Below are 12,144 nucleotides of genomic sequence, written 5' to 3' on the forward strand. Positions count from 1 at the left end.
CTCAGGGTATTTATTTTGATAAAAAAATTTATGCTAATGATTTCGTTTCTCCTGACCATTCACTCATACCAGGTACAACATTCTTTACGCTTGTAAATCCGCTTTCGCTCAGCTTTTGAGCTGCTAAATCGCTTCTGCTTCCTGTACGGCAAACAACAAATATCTCTTTACTTTTATCAAGCTCATTCATACGTGCCTCTAGGTCTCCTAGTGGAATATTAACGGCATTTGGAATATGACGGAATCCATATTCTGCTTCTTCTCGCACATCTACTATAAGAATGGATTCGTTAGCTGCTAATTTTGCTTCTAGTTCATCGTTGCTAACGAGGTATGGATATTTCTTTTCAACTGCTTCCTCATTAGATGATTTTTGCAAGAAGTGCTTTAACACATCGCCTTCTTCAATGACACCTAAATACTGATGACCTGTACGCTCTGCCCATGCCTGTAAATCCGCTTTTGAACCTTTATCGGTTGCCTGTACTTCGAGCACATGTCCTGCTTCTACATCATTCATTGCTTTTTTTGTTTTGACAATTGGCATTGGGCAAGCTAAGCCCTTTGCATCTAAAATAACGTTAGCTTTCATCTTTATTACCTCCTAGGGTATACTAACCTGTAAATTTTTTTATTCTGTCGGCCCTTCCCATACGAGCATACCGCCCGTCATGTTCTGAGCCTTAAATCCTTGATTTTCTAAAAAACAAACTGCCTGAGAGCTGCGCCCACCTGAGCGGCACACCACCGTGTACTCAACGTTTTTATCCAGCTCATTCATACGAAATTCGATTAACCCTAAAGGAATATGAAGAGCGTTAGGAATTTTACCTTCCGCTACCTCAGCTGCTTCACGCACATCAAGGACTGTTAGCTCATTTAATTTATTTTCAACTTCTTTTGCTAAAATCTCTTTCATAAATCGTCCTCCTTCATTAGATGAATAAGTTTACATTACCTTCTTCAGCATCTGCTAAATAAGCAGCTACACCAGCATAATCGATTCCATCTACTAACTCTTCTTTTTGTAATCCTAATAAGTCCATCGTCATTGTACATGCTACAAGTTTCACATCTTGTTCCTTTGCCATATCAATTAGGTCTGGTAATGGAACTGCATTATGCTTTTTCATGACGCTTTTAATCATTTTAGATCCCATTCCTGCAAAGTTCATTTTTGAAAGCCCCATCTTATCTGCGCCGCGAGGCATCATTTTACCGAACATTTTTTCCATAAATCCTTTTTTAGTTGGGACCATTGCTTCTTTACGAAGAGCGTTTAACCCCCAGAACGTATGGAAGATGGTTACTTCATGATCATATGCTGCTGCTCCGTTTGCAATAATATAAGCAGCCATGGCTTTATCGTAATCACCGCTGAATAATACAATTGTTGTTCTTTTCTTTACCATTTCTATGTCCTCCTTAAATTACTAATACCAGTAGGGGTATATTTTATTCTAAAAAAATTTAGCCTTTTTGAATCCAAAATGATAGTACGTTATCTGTTTCTTCTGCTTTAACGATTCTGTGTCCCATTGACTTCGCCCACGCTGTTAAGTCACTTTTTGCTCCTTTATCAGTCGCAATAACTTCTAATACTTCACCCGTTTGTAATTCGTTCATTGCTTTTTTTGTTCGTACAATTGGCATTGGACATGCTAAACCTTTTGCGTCTAATTGTTTTGTTACGTTCATTTCCCATTCCTCCATTTACCTACAGGGGTATATTTTATTCTAAAAAAATTAGCGACTTTTCACTAGTAATCCAACGGCTTCTTGGATCATTTCATCTACAGACTCGCCTGTTCTTTCTGCTTCAAGCGCACATTCTACTAGGTTTGTGCTCACCACAAGACCCATTGTACGGTCAATCGCTGATCGTGCTGCGGAAAGCTGCGTTATAACTTCCTTGCAGTCTTTTCCTTCTTCCATCATGCGCAAAACGCCGCGAAGCTGACCTTCTATACGCTTAACACGATTTTGAATTTGAGTCGTATATTCCATCAGCGTTCCTCCTTTTTTGAAGTGCTGTGTTTCGTTACTCACATAATATACCCCTATAGGTATAATTGTCAACATATTTTTTAAAACGATAAATGTGCCGACCATTTACACCTTTGTTAAAGCTTGATCATCCATAAAACAAAGCACTTATATCATTGATATAAGTGCTTCTAGGTTAAACGTCCTCATCTAAAAAAATACGGCTTCCGGTTGCGTTGCGCTGTTTTTGATACTTTCCTTTATAAGGCTGCTGAGCTGCTTGATCCATCTCTGCAAGCACAAGTTGGCAAATACGCCGACCGCTCACAAGCTTAATTGGCAACCGATTGGCATTATATAATTCCAGCGTAATTTGACCTTCAAACCCTGGGTCCACCCATCCTGCATTTTGAATGAACAAGCCCATTCGTCCAATGGAACTTCTTCCTTCTACAAAAGCAGTAACATTCTCAGGAAGACGAATGTATTCAAGCGTTGTTGCCAGCAAGAAGGAATGGGGTGGAATGATCACCTCTTCATTTTCAAAATGCTCATACTGTATTTTTTCATCTAAAGACATAAGTCCAACTTGATGTTCTTTCACCTTTAAGTAGCTAAATCCCAGGCGTAAGTCAACAGATGCAGGCTGGATCTGCTCACTTGTAAGAGGTTCAATGGATAGCTTCTTACTATGCAGCTTTTCACTAATCGTTTTATCTGATAAAATCACGCATTATTCTCCTTTTTATGCTTTCTGTAGCTCCCATGTAAAGGGATCCTTTAAATCCTTCCAGTTCCCTTTCATTTCTTCTTCTGTCAATAAACATGCATCAATTTGCTTCATAATTTGTTCAGGGTTTAAATCAATTCCAATAAAAACAAGCTTTGTATGGCGATCACCATATGTTTCATCCCACGTGTCTAGCAAATGTGGATTGGCGCGAATAATCTGCTCTTGTTCAAGGGCTGGAAGCGACGCTACCCAATATGACACGGGTTCAATACTAACAGATGGACCGGCTTGTGACATTAGAAGCGCAACGTTATTTTGCGTAGCACACCAAGCAATTCCTTTTGCTCTGACAATTTCTTTTGGCAGATTATTAACCCATGTCACAAAGCGCTCAGAGTGAAACGGACGCTTGATATCATATACAAATGAACCAATTCCGTACTCTTCTGTTTCAGGCGTATGCTCATGATGTCCTCCTTCTAATTCACGAAGCCATCCTGCTGATGCACTTGCCGTATCAAAATCAAATAAGCCCGTATTTAAAATCTCGGTAGGATCAACTTTTGAATGAGTTGTGCGAATGATTTTGGCAGTTGGCTGAAGTGTACGAAGCACTCCTTCGAGCTTTTGAAGCTCTTTTTCATCAACAAGGTCACACTTATTTAAAAGCAATACATCACAAAACTCAATTTGATCAATTAATAAATCTGCAATCTCACGCGCATCCTCTTCACCGAGCGCTTCTTTACGGTCTAACAATGAATCTCCAGATTGAAAGTCATGCCAAAAGCGATTGGCATCTACAACTGTTACCATCGTGTCTAATGTACAAAATTGTGTTAAATCAATGCCTAGCTCTTCATCTATATACGAAAATGTTTGAGCAACTGGAACCGGCTCACTAATTCCTGTTGATTCAATTAATATGTAGTCAATGTTTCCTCTTTGAACAAGCTTTTCAACCTCAACTAACAGATCTTCTCGAAGCGTGCAGCAAATGCATCCGTTTGACATTTCAACGAGCTTTTCCTCTGTCCTCGATAAATCCCCACCTTGCTTCACCAACTCTGCGTCTATATTTACTTCACTCATGTCATTTACTATCACCGCTACGCGAAGGCCATCACGATTCTGGAGCACGTGATTTAATAACGTGGTTTTCCCCGATCCTAAATAACCACTTAGTACTGTTACCGGTATTTTTTTCATATCAAATACCTCCTCATTAATTTAAATCGTAATCATTACGATTTAAATTATACTATACTATGTTTTTTTTGTGGAACGCAAGAAGTATTTGTGGAACGCCTTTTAACAATCAACCGCTTTCAGTCTAAAAAAAGAGTGTACATAAGCATAAAGACTCATTATAATTAGAAAGCATTTATACTTTTTTTACTAGAGAGGAACAAAGAAATGAAATCATCAACACCTTGTCCGGGTTGCCAGAAAGATATTACGGTTGAACACTTTGAAGAGTTTTCAACTCCTTTTACCATGGCATGCCCTCACTGTAAGGCTAAATTAAAGGAAACAAAAATGACGCCATTCCTGTTAGCAGGTGCCGTTATTATGGTTCCACTTTTTATTTTTCTTGGCATTTTTATAAAAGAGTTTCTAACAGGTTACTTTCCAATTGTGGAAAAAGTGCCGACCGCTATTGTGTTCTTGGCATTTGGATATCCTGTTTATGCCCTGTATGAATCAATGAATGCTAAAATTTTATTTACTAAAGGCAACCTGCAGCTGAAGAAGCGTGCTTAAACAACGTGGTGTACGCCACGCTTTTTATCTTGATAGCAGATCTATTCCGTTTTATAATAAAGCTAGTTACATACCTTAAAAGCTGCAATTCCTGCAGCAGGTGGATTTTTTACTGCTATTTTTCGCCACCCATCTCCTCGGAGATGGGTGGCTTTTGTATTGTTTAAAGGAGGATTTTTATGAATTTATGGTTTTATGCTCTCCTTGTCTTTTTAGGTGGGTGCTCGTATGGTGTTGTCTCAACTTTTGTGAAGCTTGGATACGCTGCGGGGTTTGGTGTGAATGCCTTAACAGGAAGTCAGTATCTACTAGGTGCACTTCTGCTTTGGATACTGGCTAGCTTTGTGCCCAAAAGTCCTCTTCGGAAAAAAAATTGGGCTGTTTTACTGCTCAGCGGGACGCCAATGGGACTAACAGGGATTTTTTACAACTACGCGCTTAGCTACATCAACGCGTCGTTTGCCATTATTCTTTTACTACAGTTCACATGGATTAGCATGATTTTACAATACGTGTTTGACAAGAAAGCACCTACTTCTAAGCAGCTAGTAGCAGCGGCTATTATTATGGTAGGTTCACTCTTAGCATCCGGCGTTGCTGAAAGTACGATTGCTTTTTCAGGTCTAGGAATACTCTTTGGTCTGCTTGCTGCCGTATCGTTTTCATTTTTTATCTTTTTTAGCGGACGCACGTCTATTTCGATTCATCCAATCCGCAAAAGTGCCATCATGACAACCGGTGCTGCGCTTCTTATCTTTATTGTTATGCCACCGACGTTTATGGTGGAAGAACTCGTATCTACACATCTATGGATGTATGGGCTATTAATGGGGTTATTCGGGTCATTGCTTCCTCCGATTCTGTTTAATATTGGCATGCCAAAAGTCGGTGGAAATCTTGGTGCTATTCTAAGTGCTTCAGAACTGCCAACCGCTGTGTTTATGTCCACTTTTGTGTTACATGAATCGGTTGCTTCTATTCAATGGATGGGCGTTATTCTTATTTTAGTTGGCATTGCTTTTCCAAGTTTAAAGCGTAAAGAGCGCTATGAAGTTCGTCTATAAAAAGAAAATATTTACAAATACTCACCCTTCCCTTATAATAATTGGAAAACAAAGGTAAAAAGAAGGTGCGTTGTTGAGAAAAAACATGATGCTCGGGTTGCTTACTGCCATTATACTCTCAGCTTGTAACAGCTCTACAGTAAGCATAAGTGAAGTGAAAGGCGCTCCAAAGTCTATTGAAAAAGAAGCAAAGGCTGCATATGATCTTCAGCTCATTCAAGACGGTGACAATCAAACGTATCTTGTTTATCAAACATCTAAACGAGTATCAGCAGACCTTAAACAGAAAGATGACGTAATCACCATTGAGCTGGATGAGTCAGAATCTGAAAGCAAAACAAAAAAGCCGTTTATCTATAAACTTAGCTTAGATTCGCCTAATCATACGCTTAAAGTCTTTATAAATGGTAAAGAAACGTCGTTTGATAGGATTAAAGGTTAATAGAAATAAGCAGCTGGCTTCTGCCTCGCTGCTTATTTTTATTTAGCCTGTATATCTGCCTCATGCAAAATCATGAGCTGATGAAAAAGCTCCGCTCCAAGGAGCTCATTCAATTCCTTTAGCTTCTTATCGCCTATATCCATCGGATACATATGAAACTGAGTGAGTGCAGACACATGTTTAACGAGCTCGTCTTCGTACCCAAGCACCGTCAGCCAATAAGCTGCCAGCTGGGAAGAAACATAGTCATGACCGATAAAACTCGCATATTTTGTTTCTTCTCCTTTGTAGTTCACAAACGACTTACACGTCCCTTTTCCGAGATCATGAAACAGGGCTGCCCACAAAAGAACCAGCTTGTTAGGGCCTGAATAGTGCTCTTGTATATACTGATAAACATAATACGTATGTCGACTAACAGAAAAACTGTGATACTTTGAGTCTTGCGGTAAATCAATAATCGCGTTAAAGTCTGGTATATAGCGCGCTAGTTCTGAAAATAACTGATCATGGGGCAAGTACTGGATAAAAAGCTTTTCACAAGCTTCTTTATGTTCATTAAGTTGACGCTCCTTAGCTGAAACATAGACCACTTCGTCCCAACCTTCGTTTTCAACAGGAATATGAACACTTTTATACATCCTGTTAATAGATTCCTCTTTCACCACTCTCGAACGTTGTTGATTGCGTGATTTCACTTCGTCAATATGTTCATTTAAATAGTACGCTTTTTTTTTACTTGCTTTGAACACTTGAGTAATCAAATGCTTTCTCCGTTTGCGATGAACGTTTGTCGCATCATATATCACATGCTGACCGCTTTTTAAGAGCTCCATGGCTCGCTCATTCATCACTTCAAATATCCTTCTATTTTCGTCTTGATTATTCACATCACCCGTCAGCTCTTGTCTGATGTTATCAGAAGATAAGTGAACATATTTTTTAGTGGCCCTTAGTTCTTCAGCTAATGTGGATTTCCCACTTCCGGGAAGACCCACCAGCATAATTAATTCCCCGAGCTTATTTTCCATCTTACTCACCTTCTTTTGTTTCTGAAACGAATTCACGGTACCCTAACTCTGACATTTTCTTGTAGCCAAGCTTGCCTTTTTTCAGCAAGTTATATTTCACATCTAAATACTCGCTTCGCACATACGGCTTAATGTGCTGAGGAACATTTTGTTCTACCCAAATCATAAACTCTTTCTGCGTCTTCTTGGGAGCTTTTGCGTACCACTCATTAATTTGTTGTTTTGTCTTTTTTAAATAGGTAAAAATAAGGTTTGCGACGTTATTCACTCGCTCTTTGTAGCTATCTGGAATCTTTGACACTAAATCATCAAACGCTTCGTTCGCAATGGCTTCAATAATGACGTTCACAGACGAAACTCGGTCTAATAAGCGGTGCATGTTCACATAGTCATCGCATTTAACCTTTACGTAGTGACCGTCTACGTTTATAACCCAACCTTCTTTTTCGTTTGATCTTACCTGCTTCATTTCTACAAGCAGCTGTTCTAACGTTTTTTGTTCCAGATCAACTACTTTAATCTCGCAGTGGTCGGCTAGCTCAATTAGCTTGTGATAAGGGAGGTGCTCACCCGTTTCTACGCTCCTTGCTCCAATTAAATGCATGCCTTCATTTTTTTCTTCATACACCACAACATGAGCATCTTTTTTGGAAATGTACTCAAAGATGAACGTTAAATCCGGACGAGACTGAATCATACGAACATAGCTTTCAGTCAGCATCGCGTAGCCTTCAGCCAATCGCCAAGAATCTCTTGCATCAAGCGCCATACTTCCCGCTACGAAAAGTTGACCATTATACCAACGCGCATTTTGCATCGAACCGTCCAGCTTATTGGCTACTTCAACAGTCTGTGCTGAACGAAATTTCTCAGCAATCCTCTCTAGCTGATTTTCCTCCACCTCATTTAAGTTAAAAAACTTGCGAAAAGGCGTTAACACCAGCTCTTCTCTTTTTACATCAATCACAACGCTGCGACACTCTCGGTAAATTGAATTGGGATCTTCCCACATTTGCTGTTGAACTTCCGTTAAGTCGTAGCGAATGAGCATAAACTCATCTTTTTGATTTATATGCAAACAGTCAAATATATCGTGATACTCCTGCTTGCCAAGCTTTGCAATCCACGTTTTAAAATCATATGTATCCAAGCCAAACGAAGCTACGTACTTTCTTTTAATCTCTGTGACTAGCTGTAAAACTGGATTCCAAGAAGCCATGTTCTTCTCTCCCTTATTCTAAATCATTCCGTTGTTTCGTTATGAAAATAATAACATATTTTTAATTTAATAGAATATTGCTCTTTATAGGTGTTTAGCCATTATACTGTTTTATAAATTTTTTATATTCTTCTGGTAAGGTTAGATTGTTTTTTCACTTATTTCGTGCTTCTCATGAAACCTAAATATTAAATCAACATTCCATTATGATAACACCTTTATGAAATTTGAAGTCCAACCTGGTCTCATTCATGTTGTTCTTACTTCACCAAAAACAAAAGCACCTGTTGCCTAAAAGGTAACCAAGTGCTTAATTGTTTACTTTTCTTCAAATTTCTTCATTCTCTCTATTAAATCTAAATCTAGCTGTTCTTTATTTTGACTTACATATTTATATTCAAAATACTCAATTCTAGCTGCCGGACCAAATTCGCTATCATGCCAATTTGAGTAATCAAAATGTACATTTAGTTTTCCAAATGAATTAAGTAATAATGTCACTGAAAACCAAGGTTCTTGGTCATTATCAATAAAAACCTGTTGCAGTTTAACTGTTAGTTCAAACAATTTATGCATCTCTTCATCATGGACACTCTCATCTATAGGATAAATATCTGGGATATCATGAGAATAAACTGGTTCATTACTGTCAATAGGGGTAAAAAAGAAGAATACCCCCCCTTCTTTATCCTTCACTTCTCCATTGAAATAAAAGTCGCTCCATTCAATTGGAATTAAATCGTTAACTTGCTGAGCTATCTGTTTATATAATTCATTTAGTTCATTTTCAAAACTCATATTCTCAACCTCCTGATTTATTTTGTATCACTAACCTTACTTGTCGTTTTCCTTCAATTTGATATCTTATAGTAAATGAATCTGGTCGCATTGAGTTACTTGAATAAATTGGTTTAATATTAACGGAGACATTCTTAGGAGGCACCCCTTTTAATGCATTTGCCCATTCTGTCTCCATATTATACCAAACTCCACCTCTCCTATTAATCTGACTATTTTGTGGTACAAGATTATCTATATCCGCAGGGCCATTAAATTGAGCTCCTATTAAATGACCACCATCATCATCTGATAATCTATCTTTATCTCCTACATTCGCTTGTGCATATTTATTTCTATCAGCCTTTTTTAATATAAGTTCAGGAGCCTCAACATGGACTATACGCCCAAGTTCATCGGTAGTATATTTATAATCATCATTAGTTACATACTTTGCATTTGGAAGTAACTGTTTTTTTCCGTTTTTACCTCTTATTATATGTTTTCCGAAATCAATTTCTTTTATTTCCTTTATAATATTATCTTTAACTGTCCCCCTAGAAACACCCTGAACACTCTCAACATTCCAAACGCGCTCAACCTCTTTACCCTTCTTCTCCACTCCAACGGGTTTCTCCACACGCTCCACGTTCGGATTCGCCACAAATCTCCCTGTCTCTGGGTCTTGGTGCCGCTTGACTTTTGGGTTGTAAATGGGCGTAATCATCTGCATCGCTTGCTGCTTCACGTTCTGCAAGGTTTCCCTTACCGTCTGCTGGGCAAGCGCTGGACCGGCTGGGGCTCGTTCAGGCATGAGCCTTGGCATGGTGCTGTCTAAAATACTCGTATACGTTTTATGTAGGGATTGTGCCCACGATGCGGGCGCGGTTTTGATGCTATGGTACGCTTGTTTGGTTATGTTGGAAACGGTGGTTGTCCGCAAAATGTTGATTTTAACCTAAGTGATTATATATATTTTAATTTGTAAATCTTCATAAAGAAAGCACTTCATTGCCTAGATAGACAATCAAGTGCTTTCTTTTAATTTTATAACGTAATTCATTACTAATTCTATCTATAAACCCACGAGGCTCTTTAATTTCGTAAGTTTTTGGTTTGTTCCCTGTAATAAGCACAGCGTATGTTTAAAATGTCATCTCGCCTATTTATCGTACTTCTCACAAAATCCAAATATAAAATCAATACTCCATGATGGTACTACCTTCATGAGCTATGAATTTCAGTAAAGCAATATCCAATATCGTACACAGTTAAGATTTCTAAAAAGAAAACAAAAACACCTGATTCCTAATAAGGCAATCAAGTGCTTATAGTTAATTCTGTAACATACTCCCGAATATTACTGAACTGGTCCCATAAATTCAGTAATAATAAGAATATGTTCCTTCAGTTTGACTTTTTTTAGATTCTCTACTTTTTCTGCTCCACCTAAACCTAATAGCGGTGTATAGCCGAAGCACTCATCATAATCCAACTCACTATATTGTTTAAGGGCTTCGGGGTAAGGTTGCCAAGACAAATCCTCATCTCTAAATTCCAAATCATTAATATTTTGAAAGAAAAATTCAAATGTAAACATAATTGTCTTTACCACACCATACCTGTAATTAAGTAGTCTAACATATCCATCTGACCAAATAACTAGGTCACCCATACCTGTAGCAAACAACACAACTGAATCCTTGTATCTTTGACTACTCTCTCCCAAAATCTCTTTAAATTCCTCTGGATTTAAACTTTTAAAATACCCTTGCATAAATGTACCAAATCCATAATTACTCCATAAATCTATAATTTCGTTTGGTACCAGTTGCATATATTTTTCAATGATTTCACTCGGAACTTTTTTATGCAATTTAAAATCTTTTAAGTATTTTTCCATTTATACTCCTCCCACTAATGTGTTAATTTCACATTCAAATAAGTATTTTTTAGTTGTTCTGGTGTCATACTTTTTGCTAATTCCTTGATTTGTTCATCAACAATATCAATCCTATATCGCCATTGACTACCTATTGATGAATTTATTCTCTTATCTCCCAAACCTCCTATTACTTCTGCCTTTCCTCCTGCTATCTGGTCTGGGTTGTGAAGTGCAGCTTGAGTATCTAACCACTCCTTAGCTTGTTTCTTAGCTTTCGATAACGTTAATCCTTCTCTTTGTAGTTCATTTATCTTTTGTACATAAGCTTCTTCCCTAGCAGCTTGTTGTGCAGCGTTACCTTCAATTGCACGCCCTTGTTCAATATACTTCTCACGATTTTTTAAATACTCATCAACTGTTAGTTCATTCATACCTTTTTCTTGGTCTTTCAATTGTCTTGCAAACTCTTCGGAGTCATGTTTATCATTTCTTTTAAAATTAACTTCAACTTCTTTTATTCTTGGTACATCATCTAAATGCTTTACATTACCCGTACCCCTAGAAACACCCTGAACACTCTCAACATTCCGAACCAGCTCAACCTCTTTACCCTTCTTCTCCACTCCAACGGGTTTCTCCACACGCTCCACATTCGGATTCGCCACAAATCTCCCTGTTTCTGGGTCTTGGTATCGCTTGACTTTTGGATTGTAGATGGGTGTGATCATCTGCATCGCTTGCTGCTTCACGTTCTGCAAGGTTTCCCTTACCGTCTGCTGGGCAAGCGCTGGACCTGCTAGGGCTCGTTCAGGCATGAGCCTTGGCATGGTGCTGTCTAAACTGTCTAAAATACTCGTATACGTTTTATGTAATGACTGTGTCCACGATGCGGGCGCGGTTTTGACGCTTTGGTACGCTTGTTTGGTTACGTTGGCAACGGTGCTTGTGCGCAAAATGTTGATTTGAGCCTAAGTGATTATGTATATTCTAATTTGTAAGTCTTCATAAAGAAAGCACTTGTTGCCATAAGTAGACAATCAAGTGCTCTATTTAATGCTTTACTTTCTATATAATTTAGTTGCGTAACTTAAGATTTCCATAAATAAAATCTATAAAGATTCTTAAAAACATCTGCATCATTTTCGTTTAATACTGCTTTTATTTCATTACCTCTAAAACAACTTTTCAAGCATAACAGCCCATACGTGAGTAGTATGTGTGGACTATTTTACGCTTACTTCTA

Annotated in this window: 16 protein-coding genes; 3 read left to right on the forward strand and 13 right to left on the reverse strand. The window is 38.2% G+C overall.

What is annotated here, in order from left to right; genetic code table 11:
* Window positions 1–28: 28 nt before the first annotated feature.
* The 7 genes from NIZ91_10970 to NIZ91_11000 all read right to left on the reverse strand — a co-directional run bounded on the left by NIZ91_10970 (window position 29) and on the right by NIZ91_11000 (window position 3,928).
* Window positions 29–592: a sulfurtransferase TusA family protein gene (locus NIZ91_10970; protein USY53287.1), complete on the reverse strand. Its 564-nt coding sequence runs from the start codon at window positions 590–592 to the stop codon at window positions 29–31.
* A 39-nt stretch (window positions 593–631) separates the two neighbouring features.
* Complete coding sequence (locus NIZ91_10975) at window positions 632–919, reverse strand: rhodanese-like domain-containing protein (GenBank protein USY53288.1); 288 nt, start codon at window positions 917–919, stop codon at window positions 632–634.
* A 16-nt stretch (window positions 920–935) separates the two neighbouring features.
* Entirely contained in the window at window positions 936–1,412 is a 477-nt protein-coding gene (locus tag NIZ91_10980) for a DsrE/DsrF/DrsH-like family protein (protein USY53289.1), read from the reverse strand.
* Between the two features lie 58 nt (window positions 1,413–1,470).
* Entirely contained in the window at window positions 1,471–1,698 is a 228-nt protein-coding gene (locus NIZ91_10985) for a sulfurtransferase TusA family protein (GenBank protein USY53290.1), read from the reverse strand.
* Between the two features lie 48 nt (window positions 1,699–1,746).
* On the reverse strand, window positions 1,747–2,007 hold the full coding sequence (locus NIZ91_10990; protein ID USY57148.1) for a metal-sensitive transcriptional regulator: 261 nt from the start codon (window positions 2,005–2,007) through the stop codon (window positions 1,747–1,749).
* A gap of 175 nt (window positions 2,008–2,182) precedes the next feature.
* Window positions 2,183–2,716 (reverse strand): dCTP deaminase, encoded by a 534-nt coding sequence (dcd, locus tag NIZ91_10995; GenBank protein USY53291.1) that lies wholly within the window; start codon window positions 2,714–2,716, stop codon window positions 2,183–2,185.
* Window positions 2,717–2,731: 15 nt separating this feature from the next.
* Window positions 2,732–3,928, reverse strand: coding sequence for a GTP-binding protein (locus NIZ91_11000; GenBank protein USY53292.1), 1,197 nt, complete (start codon window positions 3,926–3,928; stop codon window positions 2,732–2,734).
* A gap of 207 nt (window positions 3,929–4,135) precedes the next feature.
* Between NIZ91_11000 and NIZ91_11005 the strand changes: the two genes are divergently transcribed.
* From NIZ91_11005 to NIZ91_11015, 3 genes are all read left to right on the forward strand, one after another.
* Entirely contained in the window at window positions 4,136–4,483 is a 348-nt protein-coding gene (locus NIZ91_11005; GenBank protein ID USY53293.1) for a hypothetical protein, read from the forward strand.
* 179 nt (window positions 4,484–4,662) lie between these two features.
* The gene (locus NIZ91_11010; GenBank protein USY53294.1) at window positions 4,663–5,547 is read left to right on the forward strand and encodes a DMT family transporter; all 885 of its coding nucleotides are present in this window, start codon (window positions 4,663–4,665) and stop codon (window positions 5,545–5,547) included.
* Between the two features lie 73 nt (window positions 5,548–5,620).
* A complete protein-coding gene (locus NIZ91_11015) occupies window positions 5,621–5,989 on the forward strand; it encodes a hypothetical protein (protein ID USY53295.1) in 369 nt (122 codons plus the stop codon).
* A 38-nt stretch (window positions 5,990–6,027) separates the two neighbouring features.
* Here the strand turns inward: NIZ91_11015 and NIZ91_11020 are convergent, their stop codons facing one another.
* The 6 genes from NIZ91_11020 to NIZ91_11045 all read right to left on the reverse strand — a co-directional run bounded on the left by NIZ91_11020 (window position 6,028) and on the right by NIZ91_11045 (window position 11,854).
* Complete coding sequence (locus NIZ91_11020; GenBank protein USY53296.1) at window positions 6,028–7,020, reverse strand: AAA family ATPase; 993 nt, start codon at window positions 7,018–7,020, stop codon at window positions 6,028–6,030.
* Window position 7,021: 1 nt separating this feature from the next.
* A complete protein-coding gene (locus NIZ91_11025) occupies window positions 7,022–8,239 on the reverse strand; it encodes a T4 RnlA family RNA ligase (protein ID USY53297.1) in 1,218 nt (405 codons plus the stop codon).
* A 318-nt stretch (window positions 8,240–8,557) separates the two neighbouring features.
* Window positions 8,558–9,037, reverse strand: a complete 480-nt coding sequence (locus NIZ91_11030) for an antitoxin YezG family protein (GenBank protein ID USY53298.1) — start codon at window positions 9,035–9,037, stop codon at window positions 8,558–8,560.
* Window positions 9,038–9,041: 4 nt separating this feature from the next.
* Complete coding sequence (locus NIZ91_11035; GenBank protein USY57149.1) at window positions 9,042–9,638, reverse strand: DNA/RNA non-specific endonuclease; 597 nt, start codon at window positions 9,636–9,638, stop codon at window positions 9,042–9,044.
* A gap of 738 nt (window positions 9,639–10,376) precedes the next feature.
* Window positions 10,377–10,919 carry a DUF1851 domain-containing protein gene (locus NIZ91_11040; protein USY53299.1) on the reverse strand — a complete coding sequence of 181 codons (543 nt, stop codon included), beginning with the start codon at window positions 10,917–10,919 and terminating at the stop codon, window positions 10,377–10,379.
* A 14-nt stretch (window positions 10,920–10,933) separates the two neighbouring features.
* Window positions 10,934–11,854, reverse strand: a complete 921-nt coding sequence (locus NIZ91_11045) for a polymorphic toxin type 15 domain-containing protein (protein ID USY53300.1) — start codon at window positions 11,852–11,854, stop codon at window positions 10,934–10,936.
* Between the last annotated feature and the right edge of the window lie 290 nt (window positions 11,855–12,144).

The organism is Bacillus sp. 1780r2a1, from assembly GCA_024134725.1.
Taxonomy (GTDB): domain Bacteria; phylum Bacillota; class Bacilli; order Bacillales; family Bacillaceae_H; genus Priestia; species Priestia aryabhattai_A.